Origin of the sequence: Streptomyces glaucosporus (assembly GCF_039533345.1) — a bacterium.
GTDB classification, from domain to species: Bacteria; Actinomycetota; Actinomycetes; order Streptomycetales; family Streptomycetaceae; genus Streptomyces; species Streptomyces glaucosporus.
The window spans coordinates 80597-105643 of sequence record NZ_BAAATJ010000001.1; the positions used below are offsets into that span (position 1 = coordinate 80597).

A 25047-nucleotide genomic window follows, 5' to 3' on the forward strand; every position below is an offset into this window, starting at 1 on the left:
TCACCCGTCGAGCGCACCCGCCAGCAGGCTCGGGGGGACGGGCTCCCCCGGGCCGAATCCGCGGAGCACCTCCAGGAGCCGGCCGGTGCGCTCCGCCCACAGGCAGGCGGCCAGCGCGCGGAACTCCGCCCCGGCCGCCTCCAGCCGCTCCCGCGCCCCCTCCCCGCCCCGGACGGCCAGCGCGCAGGCCAGGTCCACGGTGACGCGGGCCTGCAGGAACCTGTCCTCCACGTCCCGCGCCGCCGACAGCGCCTCGGCGAGGGACGCCTCCGCCTCCACGGGGAGGCTCCGTCGCCACCGCGCCTCGCCCAGCACCCGCAGCCCGTGCGCCTCTCCGAGGCGATCCCCCTGCGCACGGGTCAGTTCGACCACCCGGTGGCCGGTCCGCTCGGCGTCCGACCACTCGCCCGCCCTGAGCAGCGCCTCGGAGAGCCGGTAGAGGTTCTGCGTCTCGCCGCGCAGCGAGTCGGCCTCGCGGCTGATCACGATGGCCTCGCGGGTCAGTGTGATGCTCAACTGCACGTCGCCGCGCTCCAGTTCGATCTGGGCGAGCAGTCCCAGGGCGTGCGCGCGCCCGGCGAGGTCCTCGGTGCCGGCGAACAGGCCGAGGGCCTCGCGGCAGTGCCGCGCCGCCCGGTCGAGATCGCCCGTGAACCGGGCGCACAGGGCGAGGTTGCGCAGCGTGATGGCACAGCCGTGCGTGTCGCCGGTCTTCTCCAGGGCGACCATCGCGTCCCGCAGGAACGATTCCGCCTCCTGGTGCCGCCGCTGGTAGAGCGCAGCCGCGCCCAGTGAGCGCAGCATGGTCCCGATGCCCGCCACGTCATCGGCCTCGCGGGCCGCCTCCAGCGCGCACTCGGCCACTCCCCGCCAGTCCTCGGGGTGGTCGCGCATCTCGTAGAGCGGTATGGCGCGGACCGCCAGGGCCCAGGCGGTCGCGGTGCGTCCGGACTGTGCGCACTGCCGGACCACGTCGGTGATGGCGAGCCGTTCGGACTCGAACCACTCGATGGGGTCGGGCACCAGCGCCTCGACGCGGTGGTCGGGGAGCTTCGCCACGAGGGTGTCCCGGAGCGGGGCGAGGTGCCCCCGTCCGCTCAGCCGCTCGTGCGCGTGGTCGGCCAGGGCGAGCCACATGCCGAACGCGCGGTCCAGGGCCGCCTCCCGCTCGGCCGGTGAGTCCTCCTCCTGGGCCCGCTCCCAGGCGAACAGCCGCAGCAGGTTCTGGAAGCGGAAGCGGGGCAGAGCGCTCGGAGGTCCGGGCTCCACTTCCAGCAGCTGCGCGTTGACCAGTTGTTCCATCAGGTCCTCGGCCTGCTCGACGTCCATGTCGAGCACCGCGGCCCCCACCCAGGCGGAGAAATCGGGTACGGCGAGGAGTCCGAGGCGGCGGTACATCCGGGCGGCGGCGAGCGGCAGTTCCCGGTAGCTGAGCCGGAAACCGGCCCGTACACCGCCGTGGTTGGGGCTCAGCAGGTCCAGCCGCCGGTGCCGGTCCTCCAGCCGGCTCACCAGCTGGGCCAGGGAGCGGTGCGGTTTGGTGGCCAGCTGCGCGCCGGCGATGCGCAGGGCGAGCGGCAGCCGGCCGCACAGGGTGACGAGGCGTTCCGCCATGTCGGGGTCCGCCGTGATGCGTCCGTGTCCGATGGTCGCGGCGAGCATCCGGACCGCCTCGTCGGGGGCGAGGGGCTTGAGGCCGATCCGCACCACCGCGTAGTCCCCGCAGAGGTACTCGAGCGAGTCCCTGCTGGTGACGAGCACGCAGCAGTCGCCGTCGCCCGGCAGCAGCGGCAGCACCTGGGCGAGCGACCGCACGTTGTCCAGCACGATCAGCGCCCGTCTGCCGTCCAGCACGCTGCGGTAGTAGGCGGCCCTCTCCTGGAGGTCGTCCGGGATCTGGGAGCTGGGCACGCCCAGGGCGCGCAGGAACCGCTCCAGGGCGCTCATCGGCGAGACGGGCTCCTCGTGCTCGTGGTAGCCGCGCATGTCGATGAAGAGGTTGCCGTCCGGGAAGTTCTGCGCGACGCGGTTGGCCCAGTGCACGGCCAGCGCCGTCTTGCCCACGCCGCTCACCCCGCTGAGCACCGCGATGGCCGGCGGCCGCTGCCCCTCCAGGACGTGCAGGAGCCGGTCCAGGGTGGCGATCTCCTCGGCGCGTCCGGTGAACGAGGCGGGCGAGGCCGGGAGCTGGGCGGGCGCGGCGGTGACGGTCGCCGCCGTACCGGTCCCGGGGTGCTGCCATCCGCTCGCGTCGGTCTCGTCGGACTCCTGCAGGATGCGGCGGTGGAGTTCCTGGAGCGCCTGTCCGAGCTCGATCCCCAGTTCCTCGATGAACACCCGGCGGCCCTCCCGGTAGGTCTCCAGGGCGTCGCCGCGCCGGCCGGAGCGCCTCTGGGCCTCCATGAGGTGGAGCCGGGCCTGTTCCCGCAGGGGGTACTTCTTGACGAGGTCGGTGAGCCTGGACACCACGGGGCGGTACTGGCCGAGCTGCAGTTGCAGCGCCGCGTACTCCTCGCTCACGTCGAGCCACGTCTCCGTCAGCCGGGCGGTGGCCTGTTCGACGCGGCCTCCGGAGAGACCGTCGAGGGCCGGGCCGTACCACATGGCGAGGGCCTGCTCGAAGGTCTGCGCCGCCTCGCCGAGCCGTCCCTCCCGCGCCTGGCGCCTGGCCTCGGCGGCCAGCGTCTCCATCTCCAGCAGGTCGAGCCGGTGGTCGCCCAGGTGGAGGATGTATCCGTTGGGCACGGTCTCTATCAGGGTGCCGGTGACGCCCGCGTCCCGGAAGATCCGGCGGAGCGCGGTCATGCAGATCGCTATCTGGTTACGGGCGGTCGCCGGCGGGGCGCCCTGCCAGACGGCCTCCGTCAGGGCCTCCACGGACACGGCCCGGTCCGGTGCGAGCAGCAGCATCGCCAGTACGGTGCGCTGCCGCGTGCCGCCCAGCCGGATGCGCTCTCCGTCCACCTCTGCCTGAAGCGGTCCGAGCACCTTGAAGGACAAGCGACACAACAGAAGTCCCCCCTGCCTCCAGCGGTCCACCGACCTCCACGGGTTCGAGACCCTGAGGGCTCCCCGAGGGACCGCATAGAGTTCGTCAAGAAATGGTCATGAATCGCCGACTTTCCGCATGACTTGACCAGGGGTCATGGACAATGCGCCGCCTGATCGCGCCAATCTTCACATGCACCGACGTCTCCCGCTTCACACGCTCCACACAACCTGCCAGATGACTGGCCCTGAGCCAATCATCGTTTTGTAAACGGATGATCACAGTCCGTGTGCACGCCGCGTGATTCCGGGTCCACTCCCCGGTTCTCCCTTGCACTTGCCGCTCTCCAAGTGCCGTGAATTCAACGGGAGTTCACTTGGGCGGACGTCCTGACGCCCCGTTGTCCGCCGCCGCCGTCCGGTTCCGCCGCGCCCCCGCTCCGGAGCTCCCCGGCACCCGGTGGCCGAAAGTCGACGTCCTGTCAACTTGCTTGCGTACTAGGGAAGTTGCTCCGGCTACCCGCCGGCCCCGGCACGGTGCCCGGCCTTCGCTTCGAGCGGACGGACCGACGGTCCACGGCCACGTCGGCCCGGAGCCGGCGCCCGGAGTCCGGACGCCGGCCCGGTGGCGCCCATCCGCCCGGCCGCGCGCCGATGTCCGCGGGGGAGATCCGGGCCAGGTGGTAGTCCAGCACCGCCTGCGCGTCCGCCGGTGAGCGGCGTCCGCGGAGGATGTCCACGCCCAGCCCCGTGACCCCCGCCACCAGCGGGTCGGCTCGTGCCGCCGGTCGATGCCCGGCGCCGTGCGCCCGGCCGCCCGGCCCGCCTCGACGATGTCCGCGACGAGCCGCTCCAGCGGCTGCCCGGCGGAGAGGAGGACCGCCGCGAGCGACGGACCGGTCAGGCTGCGGGCGTGGTACGCCTCGAACACCCGGAGGGCGAAGGTCTCCGCGGGCGCGGGACGGCGGCGACCGTCCCCGCCGGTCCGCCGGCCGAAGCGGACGCTGTGGAACCCGCCCTCCTGCCTCGCGGTTCCGCCCTCCGCGACCCGGTCGCCGCACAGCGCGCCGACCGTGTACCGCGCCGGGGGCCCCGGCCGCCGAGCGGCCGGCACGCTGGGCGGGCGGCAAGCGGACCGCCCGGGCGCGGCGGCCCGGACCACCCGAGCCGCCGCGCAACGGAACACACCGGGTGCCGGGCCGCCGGGCCTCCCGGCGGCCCGGCGGCTCAGCCGCCGAAGGAGAGCGGGATGTCCTTGTCGCGCAGCGCCTCGACGGCCGGCCCGTACATCCGGGTCTTGATCGTGCCGAGGGTGGCGCTCGCCTTGGACGTCAGCGATCCGGCGATCTCCAGGGCCGTGGCGCGGACGGCGTCCTCGGCCACCGCGCGGTCCACGATCCCCGCGGCGAGGGCGTCCCGGCCGCCGTAGCGGCGGGCGGTGACCATGGCCTCGTGGGCGGTCTGCGGGGCCAGGCGGGCCTGGATGAGCGCGGACATGCCCGGCGTGAAGGGGATGTGGATGTCGGCCTCGGGCAGGCACCAGTAGCCGCGGTCCTCGCGCATCACGCGGAAGTCGTGGGCCAGGGAGAACATCGCGCCGGCCGCGAAGGTGTGCCCCTGGAGGGCGGCCACGGTGACCACGGGCAGGGTCAGCGTCCGCGCCAGCAGCTCGTGGACGCTCGCGGCGTAGTCGTGGGCCCGGTCGGCGTGGGCGAAGAGCCAGTCGAGGTCGAGACCGTTGGAGTAGAACTTGCCGGTCGCCGTCGTGACCAGGGCGCGGGCGCCCTCGGCCCGCTCCACCTCGTCCAGGTGGGCGTTGACCGCGGCGATCCAGTCCGGGTGGAAGCGGTTCTCGCTGTCTCCGAGGTCGAGGACGAAGACGTCGTCCTGGCGCTCCAGTGTGGGCATGAGCAGCTCCTTCGGGCGGGGGGACGGCACCCGTCCGCTCGCCGCGGACAAGAACCTACCGGACAGTAACCATACGGGCGGCATCCTACCCAGCGGCCCCGGACTCCGCCCCCAGTGCGCGGAGGGACCGCTCGGTGAACTCGTCCAGGGGGTAGAACAGCTCGATCGCCAGCTCCGAGAGCGTCACATCGGCCGGGGCTCCGAACGTGGCCATGGTGCTGAACATCGACAGCTCGCCCAGCGGGGTGCGGACCCGCAGCGGCACCTGCACCGGACCCGGCGGGGCCGCCGGGTCCCCGCCGGTTCCCTCCTCGCCGGGAAGGGCCGGGTACCGGCGCACCTCCTCGTACAGGGCGCGCAGCTCCGCGTCGCCGGTGGCGTTGACCTGGCGGAGCAGCCGCTCCAGGAACAGGGACCGGACCTGGGCGAGGTTGGCCAGGCGCGGCGCCAGCCCCTCGGGGTGGAGCGTCAGGCGGAACACGTTCGGCCGCGGCTCCAGCAGGCGGGGCGGGACGCCCGTCATGAGGACGGACATGGCCCGGTTGCCGGTCACCACGTCCCAGCGGCGGTCGACCACCACCGCCGGGTACGGCTCGTGGGCGGTCAGCATCGTCTCCAGCGCGGCGCGGACCGACGCCATGCCCTCGTCGTCCAGGCCGCTCTCCCGGTACTCCGGCGCGTGGCCGGCGGCCAGCAGCAGGGTGTTGCGCTCGCGCAGGGGGACGTCCAGGGCCGCGGACAGGCGGAGCACCATCGCCCGGCTCGGGCGGGCGCGGCCGGTCTCCACGCAGGACAGGTGGCGCGGCGAGGTGTCCGCCAGGTGGGCCAGGTCGAGCTGGCTGAGCCTGCGGCGGCGGCGCCACTCCCGCAGCAGGGCCCCCACGCGCGACGTCCGTTCCGCGTCCATGGCCGGGAGGGTAGCCGTCCGGCGGTCGCGGCGGCCATGACCCCGGAGGTCATTGAGTCCATGCCCCCGGCGGTGCCACCGTGGCCGCGACCGCCCCCACGGAGCGAGGAGACCCGTATGAGCGCCCGTACGACCACCGCACCCGCCGCCCGGCGTCCGGCCGGGGAAGGCCCCGCACCGGACGCCCTGCTGCGCACCGTCCTGCGGGTCGACGGGTGGAGCACCGCCCTCTTCGGCGTCGTCCTGCTGGCCGGGGGCGGGCTGCTGGACGGCCCGCTGGGCCTGCCCCTCGCCTGGTCCGTCCCGTTCGGGGTCGCCATGCTGGGCGGGGCCGCCGCGCTGGGTCTGATCGCCGGATACCCGCGGATCCCGCCGCGCCTGTCCGCGGCCGTCGTCGCGGGCAACGCGCTGTCCTGCGCGGCCCTGCTGATCCTCACGTTCTCGGGCGCGCTGCCGCTCACCGGCCCGGGCACCGCGTTCATGCTGACCGGAGCGGCGGTGGTCGCGGTCTACGCCGGGCTGGAGTACGCGGGACGGCGCCGGCTGGAGGACGCCGGGCTCTGACGCGCGGCCGGCGAGGGGACGCGCACACCCCGGCGGGACGCGCGCACCCCGGCTGGAGGTGCATAGCCCCGCCCGGACGAGGAACCGGTCCACTCGACCCTCCGGCACACCACGCCGGGCAGCCGCCCGGCCGGCAGGAACGAGGAGACCCCATGGGGCGGAGCCAGGATCCGGCGGAGGAGCGGCGCCTGCCCGACACCCGCCCGGACGCCGGGACGGAGGCGGTCGACGACCGGCTCCGCACGCTGGTGCGCGCCCAGGAACGGCTGCGGAGCCTGCTGGACGCCGTCATGTCCATCAGCCGGGAACTGGAGCTCCCCGTGGTGCTGCGCCGCATCGTCGCCGCCGCGATGGAGCTGGTCGACGCCCGCTACGGGGCGCTCGGCGTGCTGGACGAGGAGAAGAGGGAGCTGGCGCAGTTCATCCCCGTGGGGCTGGGCGAGGACGAGGAGGCGGCGCTGGAGGGCGTCGAACTGCCCCGGGGGCACGGCCTGCTCGGACACCTGATCCGCAACCCCGAGCCCCTGCGGGTGGAGAGCATCTCCGCCCACCCCCACTCGACCGGCTTCCCACCCGGACACCCGCCCATGCGCACCCTGCTCGGCGTCGCGATCAGCGTGCGGGGCGAGATCTACGGGGACCTGTACCTGTCGGACAAGCGGAGCGGACGGCCCTTCGACGCGCTGGACGAGGACATCGTCGTCGCCCTGGCCGGCGCCGCGGGGGTGGCCATCGAGAACGCGCGGCTGTTCGAGCAGGTCCGCGCCGGCGCCGAGAACTTCCAGCGCATGCTGCTCCCCCGGCTGCCCGACCTGCGCCCGTTCACCGGCGCCGCCGTCTACCGTCCGGCGGCCGCCCCCGCGCAGCTCGGCGGCGACTGGTACGACGCCATCCTGCTGCCCGACGACGCCTGCGCCGCCGTCATCGGCGACGTCGTCGGGCACGACCTGAGGGCCGCGGCCACCATGGCCCAGACCCGCAACATGCTCCGCGCGCTGCTCTACGACCGGCGCAGCCCGCCCAGCCTGGTCCTCGCCCGGCTCGACCAGACCCTCCACGCGGTCGCCGACAGCTCCGTGACCACCGCCTGCCTCACCCGTGTCGAACCCGGCGACGGGGGCTGGACGCTGCGCTGGAGCACCGCCGGGCACCTGCCGCCCCTGCTGGTCAGTCCGGACGGCCGGGCGGAGTACCTCCACGCCGACCCCGGCCTCCCCCTCGGCGTCGACCCCGGGCAGCCCCGGCCCGACCACACCCGCCCCCTGCCGGAGGACAGCACCGTGGTCCTCTTCACCGACGGGCTGGTCGAGCACCCCGCCCGGCCCATCGACGCGTGCATGGACGAGCTCGCCCGGACCGCCGCCGCCCACGCCGGCCTGCCCCCGGACGAGCTGTGCCGCGCCCTGGCCGACAACCACACCGGCGACGGCCACGACGACATCGCCGTCCTCGCCCTGCGCGTCCCCGCCCGCCGGCCCTGACCCCGCGCGGCGGGACCGGGGACGCACCGGGGGCACACCGGGGACACGCGGTCACGGCTGCGGCGCCGCCAGCATCCCCCAGGAGGTGTCCGTGACGGTGCCGTCCGGCGCGAAGAACACCCGCACCTCGTACAGGCCCGCCACACCGCTGAGGAAGTCCGGCTCGCCGTGGTGCCACACCTGCATGCCCGCCCGCTCGAAGTAGGCCGCGGCCGCCTCGCGCATCACCCGGGGACGGTCCTCCGGCGGGGTGAGACCCTGGAGCCAGCCCGCGCCCGCCCGGATCTCCTCGGCGGCGGCCTCGGGATCGACGGCCGGAACGGGCAGGCGCGGGTCCGCGACGGCCAGGAACCGGTTGCCGAGCGAGGTGAGGACCAGGCCGGAGACGCGGGCGCCGGCGCGGGCCAGGGACACCGCGACGGACTCGGGCGCCGCGTACGGGGACAGGTCGAAGCGGTCGGTCAGCTCGGGCAGGACGGCGCCGTCCGGCAGCCCGGCCGCCCGGCGCAGCGCCTCGCGGACGTCCTCGGTCCCCGGAGCCCACTCGAACCAGCGCTCCTCCAGGTCGTACCGGGCCAGCGGACGGCATGCCAGCCCGCCGCCGGGGAAGAGCAGCTGCCCCGTCGCCCCGTCCCACGCCGGGGCGCGGCCGTCGAAGGCCAGGTACCGGCCGGCGTACTCGACCATCCCCCGCGTCTCACGGAGCGAGAAGGCGATCTCGCGCGCCACCACCGGCAGCAGCGCCGCCGGGAACAGCAGGCTGGGGGCCCGGGGATCGGGCCTCGGGTCGACCAGCCGCTGCTCGGGCCCGGCCGCGGAGACCGGGACCCCGCCGTCCGGGCCGGTGACCTCCACCGCCGTGACCCCGCCGCCGTCCAGCCACACCGTGACGCGGTCGCCGTGGGGCAGCGTCCCCACCACCGTTCCCGGCCCGTACTCGGGCTCGACGCCGTGCCGGGCGAACCAGCCCTCCACCGCCTTCAGCGGCGGGCCGGGCAGCATCGCGGGCCCGCTCCGCAGCGCGTGGGCCAGACGCGCGGGACGCGGCTCGGCCCGCGGCACGGCGGGGTCGTCGACGACGAGGAAGGCCCAGCCCCGCTCGTTGACGGCCGTCACCGCGGCGCCGCGCCCGTCGAGCAGCCCCATGCAGATCAGCAGCAGGTGGTCGGCGGCCAGCCGGGCGTCGGGGAAGCCGTTGAGGTCCAGCAGGGGCTTGGTGAGTTCGGGGATCCCCTGGCGCTCGCCGATCGCCCGCAGTTCGCGCGAGGCGACGGCGCCCGGGGTGTCGGCTATGCCGTTGTTGGCCCAGGCCCACAGCCAGGTGCCATCGGCGGCGTAGCTGGCGACGAGCTGACCGGACAGGGCCAGGCCGGCCCGCCCGACCATGGGGACCTCCAGGTCGAACCGGGTCGGACCGCGCGGTACGAGCCGGTCGAACAGGTCGATCTGTTCGACGGTCCAGGCGAGGTTGGGGCGGGCCAGCGCGAGCAGTTCACCGCTGAAGGAGTCGGGGAGCGTCATGGTGGCAATCATGGTCGGGTACCGGTGTACAAAGATCGGGACTCGTCCACAACTATCGCCGGTTCCACGCGGATCGGGCTCCTCCGGCCGGTCCCGCGCCGGTTCCGCGCCGGTCCCGCGGCCTCCGGCGGAAGACCCGGGCGGCGCACCGGTAGGGTGCGCGGCGTGGAGCGTCTGTACGAGGCCGCCGTCCGGCTGGCGCTCGGCGAGCAGCCCGCCGAGGAGCTGCCCATGGTGGCGGCCGGGGCCCTGGCGCGCGGTGTGGACGGTCCCGCGCTGCGCGCCCTGGCCGGGCTGTCGCGGCACGACCCGTCGGTCGAGCTCTTCCGGGAGGCGATGGACGAGCTGGGCGCACCCGTCCCCGCACCCCGGGAGGCCCGGCTGTGGCGGATGCGGCGGACCGCGGAGGCCGCCGTCGCGGGGCGGCGCGGCCCGCGTCCGGCGAGCGACGAGATCTACTGGAGCGCCTGCCGGCTGGACCGCTCCCCCTTCGCCGTGGAGGTGACCGACCGCTTCCTCGGCCTGTGCCTCGCGTGGGACGAGCACCCCGCGGAGAGACCCGCCGTCGAGGAGGCCATGCGGGAGGCGTTCCGCGACCTCCTGCGCCGCCTCCCGCCCGGCCCGGGGCCCGGGCACGGCAGGGCGGCCGGGTGACCGGGCGGGCCGTCAGCCCCGCAGTCCGCCGAGCCGTCCCTCCAGCAGCACCAGCAGCTCGGAGAGGATGGCCGAGAGCTCGGACCGCTGCGCGTCGGTGAGGCCGGACAGCAGCTCGGCCTCGTACGCGAGCTGCGCGGGCAGCAGCCGGTCGATGAGTTCACGGCCCCCGGCGGTGAGCGAGAGCTCGGAGACGCGGCGGTCCCGGGCGCTGGTGCGGCGCGCCACGAGTCCCCGCTCCTCCAGCAGGCGGAGCCGCTTGGTGACCGCCGCGCCCGACGCGAACGTCTCGCGGGCGATCTGCCCCGGCGTCATCTCGCGGTCCTCCCGCCGCAGCGTGACGAGGACGTCGAACTCCGGCCGCGTCAGCCCCTCCCGGACCAGCGGCGCCTCCTCCGCCTGCTGGAGGAGGGCGACACAGCGGTTGAGGCGGCCGACCACGGCCATGGGCGCCGTGTCGAAATCGGGGCGGACCCGCCGCCACTGCGCCAGGACACGCGCGACGATGTCCCCGGCGCCCGCCCCGGCCTCCGCTCCGGCGCCGTCCCTCGCACCGTCCCCCGCACCCTCCCCGGCGCCGTGCCTCGCGTCCCCGGCGTCCCTGCCGTCCTCCGCCGCCACGTGGTGCTCCTCCCGGTCCGTGTCCGCGGTCAATTCTGCCGCCCGGCCGGGACCGGCACGCGGGGAGCGTCCAGCCGGCGCCGCAGCTCCGCGAGCGCCAGGTGCCCCTCCCGCTCGGCGGCTGCGACCCGCTCCCGGGGCAGGGGGCGCAGCCACCACTCGCCCGAGGCGGTCTCCGCCGCGTCGCGCAGCTCCACCAGTGCGGTCGCGAGCCGGCCGGCGGCCCGGACCGCCTCCCGCCTCGCCCCGGGGGCGCCGGTGATCGGGCGGCGGGCGTCCTCGCACGCCCGCTCCACCTGCCGCACGGCCTCCTCCAGCCGCCCGCCGGTACGGCGGTTGGCCACCGCCAGGCACACCAGCAGCCCCAGGGCCGCGCCCAGCAGGGTGTCGACCAGCCGGTCGCCGATCAGCTCCCCGGCCGGGCGCCTCTGCCCGAACTCGGTCAGCAGCAGCGCCAGGGAGGTGACGCAGACGGTGCCGAGCCAGTAGTTCCGGGGGATGAGGGCCTCGGCCCCGACCTGCGCCAGGGCCACCAGCAGGATCAGGGCCAGGTCGCCGGTCCGCAACAGCGGCAGCACCAGGGCGAAGACCAGCAGCCCGGGAAGGGTGCCGAGGACGCGCTGCGCGGCGCGCTGCCAGGACAGGACGGTGTTCGCCTGGAAGACGGACGCCGCCACCACCACCGCCCAGTACGGGTGGCCGACGCCCAGCGCCAGCGACGCCCAGCCCGCCAGGGCGCAGCCGACGGCCACCCGCAGGCCGATCGGCAGCAGCGGGGAACCGGGGCGCAGCCGCCCCAGCACGGCCCGCGCGCCGCGCGGCCGGTGCGCGGCCCGCTCGACGGCGGCGCGGGCCGGCTCGCCGTCCCGCACGGGGGCGAGCGCCGCCCGGGGCAGCGGCCGGTTCCTGCGCAGGTCGTGCGCCCAGACGGCCAGACGTCCGGCCTCCGCCTCGGCCGCCGGGCCCGCCGGGTCGTCCACCGTCAACGACTCGGCGTGCGCCAGGAGGCGTTCGAGGCCGGCGCGGGACGCGGCCGGGGACCGTCCGCCGGCCAGGAAGAGCGTGTGCCACGCGGCGTCGGCCGCGGCGGCGGCCTGCCGGCGGGCCCGCCGCCGGGCCGCGGCGTCCCCGGCGGGCGTGCGCAGCAGCGCGGCCGCGGCCTCCAGCGCCCGCGCGGTGGCGATGCGCTCCGGCCCGTGGGGCCGCACCAGGCCGGGCGCCATGCCGACCAGCCAGGCCACCACGCCGCCGGCCAGCGCCAGCGCCAGGTGGAACGGCACGTCGGGCAGCCGCTCGGGGAGGAAGAAGCCGGATGCGGCGACGAAGGTGAAAATCAGGTTGCCGGGCGGCCCGATGCGCGTGGCGTCGCAGAGCACCTTGTGCACGGCGGCGACCAGCGCGGCGCCCAGCACCAGCAGCGGGCCCGAGTCGGTCAGCGCCGCGGCGGTCAGCGCCGTGCCGAAGCCCGCGAGCATGCCGGCGACCACCCACGCCAGCGTCCTCGCCCGGGCGGCGTACGGGAGGCCGTGGGCGTACAGCGCGCACATCGAGCCGGCGGAGACGTAGAGGGCCAGGTCGAGGTGGCCGACGGCGAGCAGCACGAGCTGGGGGACGGCCAGGGCGGTGGCCGCGCTGAACGCCGGTTTGTGCCAGACGTCGCTCCCCTTGTTCAGCCGTAGGACGCCGCGTACGGGCAGGGGGCGTATGCGCCCGCCGGACGGGACCGGCGCCCCCGCGGGCGCTTCCAGGACGGCCTCACAGTACTTCACCCGTAAAATGTTAACGCATGTTTTACCAGTAAAATGAGTGCGCGGGCCCATGTGCCACGATCGCGCCATGCCGTTCGACCACAACGACCACTACCACCGGCTGCTGCTGCGCCAACTGCCCCACGGCTGCCGCACGGCCCTGGACGTCGGCTGCGGCACCGGGCGCTTCGCGCGGCGGCTCGCGGAGCGGGGCATCGAGGTCGACGCGATCGACCCCTCGGCGGAGGTGATCGACGCCGCCCGCGCGCTGTCGCCCGGCCCCGGCGGCGGCCGTCCCGCGCCGCGCTTCCGCCGGGCGGACGTCACCCGCACCGTCCTGCCCCGGGAGCACTACGACTTCGTGTCCTGCCTGGCGAGCCTCCACCACATGCCGTTCGGCACGGTCGCCGCGCTCCGGGACGCCCTGGCGCCCGGCGGCGTCCTGGCCGTCCTGGGGTGCTATCCGGAGGTCTCCGCCGCGGACCGGGCCTGGAGTCTGGCCGCCGTGCCGGCCAACGCGGCGGCCAGACTCGCGGTCGCGGTCGGCGAGCGGGTCCGGCCGTCCCGCGGCGGACCCGGCCGTTTCACCGGCGTCCGGACGCCTTCCGTCCGGGCGCCGGTGAAGCGGCCGGAGATGCCGCTGGAGGAGGTGCGGCGGGAGGCCGCCGCCCTGCTTCCCGGCTCGACCCTGCGCAGGCTCCTCTTCTGGAGGTACCTGCTGGTCTACCGCAAGCCCGGCGGCCGCTGAGACGGGCCGCCGGGCGCGGCGGCTCAGGAGAAGTTCACGTCGCTGCAGATGTAGTACACCTGGTCCGCGTGCGAGGCCTTCCAGATCGTGTACACGACGTGGTGGCCACTGCGGCCGGGAGCGCTGACGGGCACCTTGATGTCGGAGGCGGGCGCGTAGCGGCCGGTCGTCTTGATCAGCTCCAGGTCGCCCCAGCCCAGCCGCTGGGTGGTGGGGTCGAAGCCCTGCCGGGTGACGTAGATCTGGAGGTAGTCCGCGCCGTGGAGGGCCTGGTCGCGCAGGTGCACGGTGAAGTCGCGGCCGACGTTCGTCTTCTTCCACGGGCCGGGGACGTCCATCGACTTGTAGCGGCCGTCCGCGGTGTGGCCCGCGCTGCAGAGCTGCCCGTCCGGGACGAACGCCCGGTGGTTGCCGCCGACGTTGTCCCGGTACAGGCCGTTCCAGTTCCACATGGCGTTGGTGTCGTCCTGCCACGCCTGCCAGCACATGGGGTCCTGCTCCCGCATGGCCGGGTTCTGGAAGTCGCTGCCCCAGCGGGCCCAGCAGCCGTAGTTCCGGGACGCGGGGTCGATGACCGACCCGTGGGCGGACGCGGTGTCGGTCCAGGGCATCAGCCCGACCACGACGGCGGCCAGCACGGCGAGCGCCCGGAGCGCCCACCGGGGCGCTAAGGCATGATCATGACAATACATGGGGGGATCTCCTGCTCGTCCAAGAATGCGGGGGGACACCTGGGAGCGCTCCCAGGTACTACGGGCGCGTTACCCGCACCCATACCGCCTAAACACATTCGACAGGAATTCGACAGAAATCCACGCCACGGATCACTCCGGTGCCACCGGAAGCCGCACCCGGAGCGGACGGGCGCGGCCCTCACCCCCGAACGCGGCTCGCGTCCGCTCCCAGTAGGTCCGCCAGGGCCGGGTGGACGCGGCCCGGGTCGATCGTCGTGATCACGTAACGCGCGACGCCCGCCACCGTGAACGGGTCCTCGGCGGCGATCCGCTCGGCCGTCGCCCGGTCGACGCCGCACGCCACGATCGCGCCCCCTCGGTCGGCGGGCACCGTCTGCCCGGAGGCCAGGAACACGCCCTTCCCGTGCCAGTGCTCCAGGTACTCCACGTGCGCGGCGACGAACGGCGCCGCCGCCTCCTCCGACTCCGTGTACTCCACTGTCATCAGGTGCAGCATCCGCCCACCTTAAGCAGGCGATTCCCGCCCTACCGCCCCCGGTAGAGACGGTCGGGGCCGACGAGCACCACGTCCCCCCTCGCCTCCGCCTCCCGGAGCGCGGGGGTGAAGCCCGCGCCGCCGTAGCAGGCGGGCCGGGCGCGGGCGGTGTCCTCTCCGCGGGCGGCGAGGAGGTCGAGGAGCCGGCGGAGCCGCTCCAGGTGGGGCAGGTCCATGGTCTCGTTCCAGCATGCCGAGCCGACCGACAGCAGCGCCCCGGGCCGGTCGCCCGTACGGGCACCGCGCACCACGACCTCCGCGTCGGCGGCGGCGCCCGGCTCCGGGCGGGACAGCGAGCCGTGGGACGCCGTGAAGGGCTCCGCGCCGAAGGTGTCCGGGGCCGCGAACCCCACGGCCCACTCGCGGCAGACCTGGGCGAAGTGCGGTGCCGCCACCGCCGTGTCGAAGAGGGCGCGCGCCCGCCGCCAGACGTCGGCGGCGTCCTCCTGCTCCAGCTCCGAGCGCCGCGGCCAGACGACCGCGTGCTCGAAGGCGAGCAGCGGCTCGGCGATCCGGAGCCGGGTCAGGCCGGGGCGGAAGGCGTCGGGTTCGCAGCTCAGCAGGGCGCGTGCCCGCAGCAGTTCCAGGCAGCGGGAGACGTCGGCCAGGCCGGTGTCCAGGTGGCCGGCGACGCCGCCGGCGGTGGTGCGGCCCAGGGCCACGGCCGCGAGCGCGGAGTGGCACAGCGCGCGGTCCGGGTGGTCCGTCTCCTCCTGGAGGAGGTGCTGCGCCTCCCAGAAGACCGGTGTGCGGGGATCCAGGACCGTCCTGCACACCCAGGCGTCGAAGTCGTCCGGACCGGCCGGCGCGTCGCCCCGGACGAGGTCCCGCCGGTACGCGGGGGTGCCTCCCGCGATCGCGTGGACGCGGAGCGCCAGGCGGGGGTCGCCGATGCCCCAGAACTCCGCGGCCCGCCGGAAGTCCAGCGGGCGCACCTCCAGTTCCAGGTCCGCGAGCCCGTGCAGCGGCGAGGGACGGCTGAACAGCCGGCGCATCACCGGCAGGTCGCTGCCGCACAGCAGCAGGCGCGCGCGGTTGCCACGCCCCTCGTCGCGTAGGCGCCGGTAGGCGCCGTGGACGGCGGAGGGCAGCGCGGGGCACTGCCGCACCAGGTGCGGGAACTCGTCGACGACGACCGGCAGCGGGCGCCGGTCCCCCAGTGCCAGCAGGGCGTCGACGGCCTCCTCCCAGGTCCGGGGGCGGTCCGTCGAGGCCGTGCCGGTGTGGAGGGCGAGCCGGTCGCCCAGGCGGTTCAGGGACTCCGCGCCGGCCGCCTCCTGCGCACCGAAGTAGAAGCCGTCCAGGGACCTGGTGAGCGCTTCCAGCAGGTACGTCTTCCCCTGCCGGAGCCGTCCCGTCACGACGCCGAGGCCGGGCGCGGGCCGGGGGTCGCGGGTGAACACGGTGAGGGCCTCCCACTCGGTGTCGCGGTCGAAGACCGCGGCCGGTTTCGCCGTGTCCGGCCCGGTGCGCCGGAGGACGTCGGTTCGCGACATGGGCCGCTCCCCTCGCTCGGTGTCCCTTCCCCGTGTCCCTCTCCTTCCACCATCGCACCGCAGCGCGCCGCACGGCGCGCTGCGCGGACGGCCCCGCGGGGCGACGATGGGGGCACGGGCCGCAGAGGCGGGAGTCCCGCGGAGGTGCTGGACCATGACGCGACCGGAACGCGCTGCTCCGCGCGGCGGGCACCGCGGTGTGCCGCACACCGCCGACGTCCGGGTGGAGGCGTGGGCCCCGACCCGCGAGGAGTGCCTGGCGCAGGCCCTGCGCGGGGCCTGCGAGACGTTCCTGGACCTGGCGGACGCGCGGGCCGTCCGCCGACGGGACGTCGAGGTGCGGGCGGACACGGACGAGGACCTGCTGGTGGCCCTGCTCGACGAGGTCGTGTACCGGCTCGACGCCGACGGGGAGGTGCCGGTCGGCGTGGATCTGGAGCCCGTTCCCGGCGGCCTGCGGGCCGGGCTGGACATGGCCGACGCCGACACGCTCCCGGTGACGGGGGCCGCGCCGAAGGCGGTCACGCTGCACGGGCTGCGCTTCGCGGGCGGCCCGGAGGGTTGGGCGTGTTCGGTGACGCTCGACGTCTGAGACCTCCGGCAGGCAGCCGGTGCCGTGACCGGCGGAGCGGTCGGCCCCGGCACTTCGCGGACGGCCGGGACCTCGCGGACCGCTCCGGCTGCCGCTCTCCCCCGCCCGCAATACCCTGGACAGCAGAGCGGGGCAAAAGTCTGCATTCCACGCATACGGAACATGCGGGCCGTGTTCCCGGTGCGCCGGCCGCTCGACGTCCCACAACCTCATCCCGCGGGGGAGACACCATGTCCACCACGCACACGGCCGAGTTCGAGCACGTCATCCACACGGCGAACATCTGGGTGAAGGCGGTGGCGGAAGCCCTGGGAACGGAGGACCGGCACCTCGCCCACCGGGCCCTGCGCGCCTGGCTGCACACCCTCCGCGACCGGCTCACCGTCGACGTCGCGGCACATTTCGCCGCACAGCTCCCCGAGCTGATGCGCGGCATCTACTACGACGGCTGGGTCCCCAGCAACGCGCCGGTCAAGTACGACCGCGAAGCCTATGTGAACCGCTTCGCCCACGAGGCGAAGATCGACGCCGGGGACGTCCCCCGGGTCGTCCCGGCGGTCACCGCCGTCGTCCGCGAGCACGTCTCGCCCGGCCAGCTCGAAAGGGCCCTCGACCAACTGCCGCACGACGTCCGCGCCCTGCACGAGCGGGCCCCGGTCCCGGCGGGCTGAACAAGCCCGCCCGACGGACCGGGTGGAGGGACACCGTGGACATCTCCCTGGTGGAGGAGACCCCGTTCCGCTTCCGCATCGAGCCGCGCGGCCCGATGCGGGTGCCCGGAGTGGTGTTCGCGACGTCCGCCCTGCTGCCGCAGGCGGCGAGCGGTGAGGCGCTGGAGCAGGTGGCGAACGTGGCCACCCTGCCCGGCGTCGTCCGCGCGTCCTACGCCATGCCCGACGTCCACTGGGGGTACGGCTTCCCCATCGGCGGGGTGGCGGCCACGGACGCCGACGACGGCGGCGTGGTCTCGCCCGGCGGGGTGGGCTTCGACATCTCCTGCGGCGTCCGGCTGCTCGCCGCCGACATCGACCGCGACGGGCTCGGCCCCCATCTGCGGAAACTGATGGACGTCCTCGGCGACACCATCCCGCGCGGCATGGGCCGCGGCGGCCTGTGGAAGCTCTCCGGCCCCGCGGAGATGGAGGAGCTGCTGGTGGGCGGCGCCCGGTACGCCGTCGAGCACGGCCACGGCGTACCGCGCGACCTGGCCTTCTGCGAGGACGAGGGGACGCTGGAGGACGCCGACCCGTCCCAGGTCGGGGAACGCGCCGTGGAGCGGGGACTCCAGCAGGTGGGCAGCCTGGGCTCGGGCAACCACTTCCTGGAGGTGCAGGCCGTGGACCGGGTCCACGACGAGAGGGTCGCGTCCGCCTTCGGCCTCCGCCCCGGCCGGGTGTGCGTGATGATCCACTGCGGCTCGCGGGGCCTGGGCCATCAGGTGTGCACCGACCACGTCCGCGTCATGGACCGCTCACTGCACCGGTACGGCATCTCCCTGCCCGACCGGCAGCTCGCCTGCGCCCCGGTCGACTCCCCCGAGGGGCGGGCGTACCTGGGCGCGATGGCCGCCGCCGCCAACTACGGCCGCGCCAACCGGCAGTTGCTCACCGAAGCCGTGCGCCGGGCGTTCGCCACCGCGACGGGCGCGGGGGTGGACCTGGTCTACGACGTCTCCCACAACATGGCGAAGATCGAGACCCACCGGGTGGACGGCGCGTCGCGCAGGCTCTGCGTCCACCGCAAGGGCGCCACCCTGGCCCTGCCGCCCGGCGACCCGGACCTGCCGGAGGAGCTCTCCGAGGCCGGGCAGCCGGTCCTGGTCCCCGGCACCATGGGCACCGCCTCGTACGTACTGGTCGGCGAGAGGGAGAACGACGCGTTCCACTCCGCCTGCCACGGCGCGGGGCGGGTCTGGAGCCGCCACCAGGCCCTGCGCGAGGTCCGCGGGGAAGCCCTCCGCGACGCCCTGGAGTCCCGGGGCATCGCCGTCCGCCCCTCCTCCTGGCGCGGTCTCGCCGAGGAGACGCCCGAGGCGTACAAGGACGTCGACGCCGTCGCCGCCGCCACCGAGGGCGCCGGCCTGGCCCGCCTGGTCGCCCGTCTGGTGCCGGTCGGCGTCGTCAAGGGCTGACGACCACCGGCCCCGCCGCTTCCGGCACCGCCCCCGTCGGGGCGGCATCCACCGATCAGCTTCCGGAAACGGCGAAACCCCGTTGACCTGGGTCAACGGGGTTTCCGTACCGAGCCGCCTGAGGGAATCGAACCCTCGACCTACGCATTACGAGTGCGTCGCTCTGGCCGACTGAGCTAAGGCGGCAGTGCGTGCGGCGAGCCGCAGCGCGGTTAAGTCTACACAGTGCGCGGGGGTGCGCCGTACCGGATTCGGGTCCGGGCCCGCGCCCGGGTCAGGAGCACTTCGTTCCGTCCTTCGGCACCACGCCCCGGAGCAGGTAGCCGTTGACCGCCGAGTCGATGCAGTCGCTGCCGCGCACGTACGCCGTGTGGCCGTCGCCGTCGTACGTCAGGAGGGTCGCCGAGGAGAGCTGGGCGGCCAGGCCCTCGGACCACTTGTAGGGGGTGGCCGGGTCGCGGGTGGTGCCGACGACCAGGATGGGGGCCGCGCCCTTCGCCTCGATGCGGCGGGGTTCGCCGGTGGGCTCCTGCTGCCAGTAGGTGCAGTTCAGGGCGGCCCAGGCGAAGTTGCGGCCGAAGACCGGGGAGGCCCGCCGGAAGTCGGCGACGGCCCTCTTCGCCTCGGCCGGCCCCTCGAAGGGGGCGGGGAGGTCGAGGCAGTTCACGGCGGCGTTGGCGTACATGATGTTGCCGTAGGAGCCGTTAGCGTCCCGCTGGTAGTAGTCGTCGGCCAGCGAGAGGAGTTCCGCCCCGTCGCCGTCCTCCATGGCGGCGGTGAGGGCCGAGCGCAGCTTCGGCCAGTAGTACTCCGTGTACATGGCGTTCAGCACGCCCACGGTGCCCAGCGACTCGGTCAGTTCGCGCGGCTGGCCGGTCTTCAGCGGCCGGGTGTCCAGCCGTTCCAGGAAGTCGCCCAGGCGCCGTCCGGCGTCCTTGGCGTTCTCGGTGCCCAGCGGGCAGTCCCGCCGTTCCACGCAGTCCTCGGCGAAGGCGGTGAAGGCGGTGTCGAAGCCCTCGGTCTGCTCGCGGTTGAGCTGTTCGGAGGTGAGGGAGGGGTCCATCGCGCCGTCCAGGACGAGCCGGCCGACGCGGGACGGGAAGAGCCCGGCGTAGGTGGCGCCGAGGTAGGTGCCGTAGGAGGCCCCGACGTAGGTGAGCCTGTCGTCGCCGAGCACCTCCCGCAGGACGTCCATGTCGCGGGCGGCCTCGACGGTCGAGACGTGGCCGAGCAGTTCGCCCGCCCTCTTCTCGCAACCCTTGGCGAACTCCTCGAACGCGGTGGTCAGCTTCTTGATCTCGCCCTGGTCGTCCGGGGTGACGTCGGTCCGGGTGTAGGAGTCCATCTCCTTGTCGCTCAGGCACTCGATGGGCTCGCTGCGCCCCACCCCGCGCGGGTCCATGCCCACGATGTCGTACCGGGCGCGCACCGGGGCCGGGTAGCCGACGCCCGCCGAGAGCTGGACGTACTCGACCGCGGAACTGCCGGGGCCGCCCGGATTGACGTGGAGGGAGCCCAGTCTCCCGCCCGGCCCGGAGGCCCTCTTCCGGGTGACGGCCAGATGGAGGTCCTCGTCCCGGTCCGGGGCGGCGTAGTCCAGCGGCACCCTCAGCCTGCCGCACTGGAAACCGGGGACACCGCAGTCCTTCCAGGTCAGCTTCTGCTCGTAGTACGGCTTGAGGTTCGCCGGGATCTTCTCCGGCAGCGGCTCCAGCGGCGCCACGTCCCGGGCCGCGCGGTCGTCCGAGAGCCTCGGCGACGGATCGGCGGCGCCGGTGCTGCTTCCCGGGTCCGGCTCGTCCGGACCGGAGCAGCCCGACAGCAACAGCGCGACCGTCGCGAGCGCGACGCCGCCGGTACGGAGCAGACGCCTGGTGTCCATGTCCCGGAGCGTATACGGACCGGGCCCGCGGGGACGCGAGCCTCCGCCGAAGGGGAGACCGGCGCGTCAGCCCGCGCGGAGCGCCACCGCCATCGCCTCCACGGCCAGCAGCGGCGCCACGTTGCGCTCGATGGCGCGGCGGCATTCCAGCACGGCCTCCATGCGCCGCAGCGTCTGCTCCGGCCTGGTGGTGGCGGCGATCCGCTCCACCGCGTCCCGGACGTCCTCGTTGGCGATGGCGACCGAGGAGCCGAGCTGCCGGGCCAGCACGTCCCGGTAGAAGGCGGTGAGATCGATCAGGGCGAGGTCGAGGGAGTCGCGCTGGGCACGGGTGGCGCGGCTCTTCTGCCGCTTCTCCAGCTCCTTCATCACGCCCGCCGTGCCGCGCGGCAGGCGGCCGCCCTCGGACGCGCCGAGCGCGGCGCGCATCTCCTCCGTCTCCTTGGCGTCCACCTCCTCGACGGCCTCCCTGGCGTCCTCGCCCGCGGCGTCGATCAGCTCCTGCGCGGCCCGCAGCGCGTCCCCGACCTGCTCGATGCGGGTGGGGAGCTTCAGCACGGCGGCGCGGCGGGCGCGGGCCCGCTCGTCGGTGGCCAGGCGGCGGGCACGGTCGATGTGGCCCTGGGTGGCGCGGGCGGCGGTGGCGGCCACGTCCGGCTCGATCCCGTCGCGGCGGATCAGCATGTCGGCGACGGCGTCCACCGGCGGGGTGCGCAGGACGAGGTGGCGGCAGCGGGAGCGGATCGTCGGCAGGACGTCGTCGGCGGAGGGCGCGCACAGCAGCCACACCGTGCGGGGGGCGGGCTCCTCGACGGTCTTGAGGAGGACGTTCGCCGCGCTCTCGGTGAGCCGGTCGGCCTCCTCCAGAACGACCACCTGCCAGCGTCCCCCGGACGGGGAGAGCTGGGTGCGGCGCACCAGGTCGCGGGTGACGTCGGCGCCGAGACTGAGCTGGTTGGTGCGGACGATCTCGACGTCGGCGTGCGTGCCGATCAGGGCCGTGTGGCAGCCGTCGCAGAAGCCGCAGCCGGGCGCGCCGCCCAGCGCGCGGTCGGGGCTGACGCACTGCAGGGCGGCGGCGAAGGCGCGGGCGGCCGTGTCCAGACCGGAGCCGGGGGGGCCGGTGAACAGCCAGGCGTGGGTCATCGCCGAGCCGGACAGTGCGGGCTCGGCGCCGGACGCGGCGGCCGTGACGTAGGCGTCCGCGTCACGGGCGGCGGCCATGAGCTGCTCCACGACCCTGTCCTGCCCGATCAGGTCGTCCCACACGGCCATGGCTCCACCGCCCTTCCCTCCGCGTCGTGCCGGTGCCGTTCATTGTTCCGCACGCCACCGACAGCCTCCGGCCGAGGCGGGTTCCGGGGCGCCCGTCCGGGGTCAGCCCCGGTGCCCGCGCCGGTCCTCGTCCTCGTCCCCGGTCTCGTCCCCCGCCCACTCGGCGCGGGGGCCGAGCAGCTCGTCGGCGAGGGTGGGCAGGTCGTCCATCGGCGTCTCCTCCGCCCACTCGGGGCGGCGCCGGGGACGGCCCCGCTCGTCGACCTGCGGCAGCTCGCGCGTCTTCTCCTCGTCGCCCGGCACGTCCGCGCCGGCGCCGGGCTCCTCCGGGCGGTACAGCCACGGCATCCGGTTCGCCGGATCGTCGTCCCGGACGGGGCCGCCGGGCGCCGCGGGCCGGGCCTGCGGCAGGACGGCCGTCTCCTCGGCGTCCGGGTCGGACGGCGGGACGGGCGGCTGGGGGTGCGGGAGGACGACCGTGTCCTCCGCGTCCGGCGAGACCTGCGGCAGGACGGCGGTCTCCTCCTCGTCGCCCGGGTGCTCGTCCTTGCGGAGGGAGTAGCGCGGGTCGGGCCGGCCGCCCGCCTGGTCGCCGGGGTGCTCGTCCTTGCGGAGCGAGAGCCTGCGCTGCTGCTGCTCCTCCTCGGCCACCCTGCGGGCCTGCTCGGCCCGGAGCAGCGCCTCCTCGGCCCTGCGCTGCTTCTCCAGGCGGCGTTCCTCGGCCTCGGCCCGCAGCCGGGCCTCCTCCTCGGCGAGGCGGCGCCGGCGCTCCTCCTCCTCACGGCGGGCCCGTTCCTCGGCCTCACGGCGGGCGCGCTCCTCCTCCGCCATCCTGCGCGCCTCCTCGGCGCGGCGGCGGGCCTCCTCGGCCTGGCGCAGCTCCTCGCGGCGGCGGGCCTCTTCCTCCTCGCGCCGGCGGCGCTCCTCCTCCTCGGCGCGGAGCCGGGCCAGCTGCTCCTGGCGCTCGCGCTCCAGGCGCTCCTCCTCGGCCTTGCGCGCGGCCTCCTCCTCCGCGCGGCGGCGGGCCTCCTCCTCGGCGCGGCGGCGGGCCTCCTCGCGGGCGGCGATCTCGGCCTCGGACAGCGGCAGCATCTGGTCGAGCCGGTGGCGCACGACCGTGGTGATCGCCTCGGGCTCCAGGCCGGCGTCCACCACCAGGTAGCGGGTGGGGTCGGAGGCGGCCAGGGCGAGGAAGCCCGCGCGGACCCGCCGGTGGAACTCGGCGGACTCCGACTCCAGCCGGTCGGGCGCCTCGGTGAACCGCTCGCGGGCGGTCTCGGGCGAGATGTCCAGCAGCACGGTCAGGTGCGGGACGAGCCCCTCGGTGGCCCAGCGGGAGATGCGGGCGACCTCCGTCGGCGACAGGTCGCGTCCGGCGCCCTGGTAGGCGACGGAGGAGTCGATGTAGCGGTCGGAGATGACGACCGCGCCGCGTTCCAGGGCGGGCCGCACCACCGACTCGACGTGCTCGGCGCGGTCGGCCGCGTAGAGCAGGGCCTCGGCGCGGTGCGACAGCCCGGCCGAGGAGACGTCGAGCAGGATCGAGCGCAGCCGCTTGCCGATGGGGGTGGCGCCCGGCTCGCGGGTGACCACGACCTCGTGGCCCTTGGCGCGGATCCACTCCGCCAGCGCCTCCACCTGCGTGGACTTGCCCGCGCCGTCGCCGCCCTCCAGGGCGATGAAGAAACCGTTCGGCGCCGGGGCGGGACGTGGCTCGGAACCGCCGCCCAGCGCCTCGCGCAGGTCGCGCCGGAGCGGCACGCCCTGCCGGTCGTCGAGACGGACCAGGACCAGGGCCGCCACCGGCAGCAGCAGCGCGCCCACGAGCATCAGGGTGAAGGCCGCGCCGCCGTGGGCGAAGACGAAGTCGCCGCTGACGACGCGGTGCGGGCCGATGAGGGCCGCCAGCACGGGCGCGACGACGGCGGCGAGCGCGATGCCGACCCGGACGACCGCATGCAGGTGGTCGGTCATCCGGGCGCGGCGGGCCTCCTCGGTCTCCTCGTCCAGCAGGGTGTGCCCGGTGTTCGCGGCGGCCCCCGCGGCCAGGCCCGTGAGGAGGAACAGCAGCAGGACGGTCGTGGTGTCGGGGGTCAGCCCGGCCGCGAGCAGCGCCAGGCCGGTCAGCGCCGTGGCCAGGGCGAGCATGCGGCGCCGGGAGAAGGCGGGCAGTATGCGCGGCGCCCGGCGGACGCCGGCGGCGGTGCCGCCGGTGAGCGCGAGGACGAACAGGCCGAACAGGACCGGCCCGCCGCCGAGGTCGGCGGCGTGCAGCACGGCCAGCGCCACGGCCGCGGCGACGGCGGCGGCGACGCAGGCGCAGGTGAGGACGAGCAGCGGGACGGCCCCGGTGCGCCCCTTGTCCACCGCCTTGCGGGCGCCCTTGTCACCCGTCTCCGCCGGGGAGGCGCCGGTGCGTGGCCGGCGCAGCCCCTCCAGCGGGGAGCGGGGGCGCGGGGTGTCGCCGCCGGGTAGACGCATGAAGTACAGCAGGCAGGCCGACGCGGCGAACAGTCCCGCGGACGCGTACGACGCCAGGGCCGCCTGGTGGGTGGTGAACCACTCGACGCCCGTGCCCAGCAGGTTGCTCACCAGGGTGACCGCGACCAGCGCCGCGGCGGCCAGCGGGACGGCGGCGAAGCCCGTCCGCAGCCACAGGCGGCGCAGCGCGTCGTGGTGGTCCGGCAGGGGGCGCACGGCGGCGCCCTCGGGCGGCGGGGCGGGGAGGAGGGTGGGTGCGGCGCTGTCCTTGGCCACGGCCCGGAAGCGTTCGGCGACGCCGACGAGGAAGACGGTGACCAGCAGGAACGCGAACGCCTTGTCCGGGGTCCAGTCGATCCACAGCGGCGCGACGGCCATCAGCGCCAGCCGGACCCCGTCCGTTCCGATCATGGTCCAGCGGCGGTCGAGCGCGCCGGAGGAATCGGCGGTGAGGGAGGACAGCGGACCCAGCAGGACGGCGCCGAACAGGAGGGTGGCCAGCAGCCGGACGCCGAGGACGGCGGCCACGGCGAGGGCCACGCCGCGGTAGCCGCCGCCGAGGACGGGGTCGCCTCCGGTGGCGGGCACGACGACGGCCGTCTGGAGCACCAGGAGGACCAGGACGAGCAGGGCGAGGGCGTCACCGACGCCGGCGGTGAGCTGTGCGCCCCACAGCCTCCGCAGGGGGGCATGCCTCAGCAGGGCCCGTACGGCGCGCTCGCGGGAGTCCGCGGCCAGGGCGTCGGAGGTGGGGGTCACGACCGGTGGCTGCTCTGCACGCGTCATTCCGCCAGCCTAGCGGGCAGGACCACGGGAACGG

General features: G+C 75.3%; 19 protein-coding genes and 1 tRNA gene. 7 read left to right on the forward strand and 13 right to left on the reverse strand.

Features of this window, described 5'->3' with window-relative positions; genetic code table 11:
* From ABD358_RS00335 to ABD358_RS00345, 3 genes are all read right to left on the reverse strand, one after another.
* Complete coding sequence (locus tag ABD358_RS00335; protein ID WP_344628726.1) at nt 1–3000, reverse strand: AfsR/SARP family transcriptional regulator; 3000 nt, start codon at nt 2998–3000, stop codon at nt 1–3.
* Nucleotides 3001–4215: 1215 nt separating this feature from the next.
* The gene (locus ABD358_RS00340) at nt 4216–4896 is read right to left on the reverse strand and encodes an enoyl-CoA hydratase-related protein (protein WP_344628727.1); all 681 of its coding nucleotides are present in this window, start codon (nt 4894–4896) and stop codon (nt 4216–4218) included.
* Between the two features lie 85 nt (nt 4897–4981).
* Complete coding sequence (locus ABD358_RS00345) at nt 4982–5803, reverse strand: MmyB family transcriptional regulator (RefSeq protein WP_344628728.1); 822 nt, start codon at nt 5801–5803, stop codon at nt 4982–4984.
* A 117-nt stretch (nt 5804–5920) separates the two neighbouring features.
* Between ABD358_RS00345 and ABD358_RS00350 the strand changes: the two genes are divergently transcribed.
* Both ABD358_RS00350 and ABD358_RS00355 read left to right on the forward strand, forming a co-directional pair.
* Nucleotides 5921–6367 carry a hypothetical protein gene (locus ABD358_RS00350; RefSeq protein ID WP_344628729.1) on the forward strand — a complete coding sequence of 149 codons (447 nt, stop codon included), beginning with the start codon at nt 5921–5923 and terminating at the stop codon, nt 6365–6367.
* A 152-nt stretch (nt 6368–6519) separates the two neighbouring features.
* The gene (locus tag ABD358_RS00355; RefSeq protein WP_344628730.1) at nt 6520–7848 is read left to right on the forward strand and encodes a PP2C family protein-serine/threonine phosphatase; all 1329 of its coding nucleotides are present in this window, start codon (nt 6520–6522) and stop codon (nt 7846–7848) included.
* A 51-nt stretch (nt 7849–7899) separates the two neighbouring features.
* Here the strand turns inward: ABD358_RS00355 and ABD358_RS00360 are convergent, their stop codons facing one another.
* On the reverse strand, nt 7900–9369 hold the full coding sequence (locus tag ABD358_RS00360; protein ID WP_344628731.1) for a DUF6882 domain-containing protein: 1470 nt from the start codon (nt 9367–9369) through the stop codon (nt 7900–7902).
* A gap of 165 nt (nt 9370–9534) precedes the next feature.
* Here ABD358_RS00360 and ABD358_RS00365 point away from each other — a divergent pair, with 165 nt between their 5' ends.
* The gene (locus ABD358_RS00365) at nt 9535–10023 is read left to right on the forward strand and encodes a hypothetical protein (protein WP_344628732.1); all 489 of its coding nucleotides are present in this window, start codon (nt 9535–9537) and stop codon (nt 10021–10023) included.
* Nucleotides 10024–10035: 12 nt separating this feature from the next.
* Here the strand turns inward: ABD358_RS00365 and ABD358_RS00370 are convergent, their stop codons facing one another.
* Nucleotides 10036–10644: a MarR family winged helix-turn-helix transcriptional regulator gene (locus ABD358_RS00370; protein WP_425576201.1), complete on the reverse strand. Its 609-nt coding sequence runs from the start codon at nt 10642–10644 to the stop codon at nt 10036–10038.
* A 29-nt stretch (nt 10645–10673) separates the two neighbouring features.
* On the reverse strand, nt 10674–12413 hold the full coding sequence (locus ABD358_RS00375; RefSeq protein WP_344628733.1) for an FUSC family protein: 1740 nt from the start codon (nt 12411–12413) through the stop codon (nt 10674–10676).
* 67 nt (nt 12414–12480) lie between these two features.
* On the opposite strand from ABD358_RS00375, the gene ABD358_RS00380 reads away from it, so the two are divergent.
* Nucleotides 12481–13140 (forward strand): class I SAM-dependent methyltransferase, encoded by a 660-nt coding sequence (locus tag ABD358_RS00380; protein WP_344628734.1) that lies wholly within the window; start codon nt 12481–12483, stop codon nt 13138–13140.
* A gap of 23 nt (nt 13141–13163) precedes the next feature.
* Here ABD358_RS00380 and ABD358_RS00385 read toward each other — a convergent pair whose 3' ends face one another.
* The 3 genes from ABD358_RS00385 to ABD358_RS00395 all read right to left on the reverse strand — a co-directional run bounded on the left by ABD358_RS00385 (nt 13164) and on the right by ABD358_RS00395 (nt 15866).
* Nucleotides 13164–13832: a lytic polysaccharide monooxygenase auxiliary activity family 9 protein gene (locus tag ABD358_RS00385; RefSeq protein ID WP_344628735.1), complete on the reverse strand. Its 669-nt coding sequence runs from the start codon at nt 13830–13832 to the stop codon at nt 13164–13166.
* Between the two features lie 181 nt (nt 13833–14013).
* Entirely contained in the window at nt 14014–14331 is a 318-nt protein-coding gene (locus tag ABD358_RS00390; protein WP_344628736.1) for a YciI family protein, read from the reverse strand.
* Nucleotides 14332–14360: 29 nt separating this feature from the next.
* On the reverse strand, nt 14361–15866 hold the full coding sequence (locus ABD358_RS00395) for an AAA family ATPase (RefSeq protein ID WP_344628737.1): 1506 nt from the start codon (nt 15864–15866) through the stop codon (nt 14361–14363).
* A gap of 154 nt (nt 15867–16020) precedes the next feature.
* Here ABD358_RS00395 and ABD358_RS00400 point away from each other — a divergent pair, with 154 nt between their 5' ends.
* The 3 genes from ABD358_RS00400 (at nt 16021) to ABD358_RS00410 (ending at nt 18589) form a co-directional block, all read left to right on the forward strand.
* Nucleotides 16021–16458 (forward strand): archease, encoded by a 438-nt coding sequence (locus ABD358_RS00400; protein ID WP_344628738.1) that lies wholly within the window; start codon nt 16021–16023, stop codon nt 16456–16458.
* Between the two features lie 230 nt (nt 16459–16688).
* Nucleotides 16689–17129 (forward strand): DUF2267 domain-containing protein, encoded by a 441-nt coding sequence (locus ABD358_RS00405; protein WP_344628739.1) that lies wholly within the window; start codon nt 16689–16691, stop codon nt 17127–17129.
* A gap of 35 nt (nt 17130–17164) precedes the next feature.
* Nucleotides 17165–18589, forward strand: coding sequence for an RtcB family protein (locus ABD358_RS00410; RefSeq protein ID WP_344628740.1), 1425 nt, complete (start codon nt 17165–17167; stop codon nt 18587–18589).
* A 112-nt stretch (nt 18590–18701) separates the two neighbouring features.
* On the opposite strand, the gene ABD358_RS00415 is transcribed toward ABD358_RS00410, so the two are convergent.
* The 4 genes from ABD358_RS00415 to tmk all read right to left on the reverse strand — a co-directional run bounded on the left by ABD358_RS00415 (nt 18702) and on the right by tmk (nt 25013).
* Nucleotides 18702–18775: transfer RNA gene (locus tag ABD358_RS00415), tRNA-Thr, on the reverse strand.
* Between the two features lie 88 nt (nt 18776–18863).
* Entirely contained in the window at nt 18864–20471 is a 1608-nt protein-coding gene (locus tag ABD358_RS00420) for an alpha/beta hydrolase (RefSeq protein WP_344628741.1), read from the reverse strand.
* A gap of 66 nt (nt 20472–20537) precedes the next feature.
* The gene (locus tag ABD358_RS00425) at nt 20538–21746 is read right to left on the reverse strand and encodes a DNA polymerase III subunit delta' (protein ID WP_344628742.1); all 1209 of its coding nucleotides are present in this window, start codon (nt 21744–21746) and stop codon (nt 20538–20540) included.
* Nucleotides 21747–21848: 102 nt separating this feature from the next.
* Nucleotides 21849–25013, reverse strand: a complete 3165-nt coding sequence (tmk, locus tag ABD358_RS00430; protein WP_344628743.1) for a dTMP kinase — start codon at nt 25011–25013, stop codon at nt 21849–21851.
* Between the last annotated feature and the right edge of the window lie 34 nt (nt 25014–25047).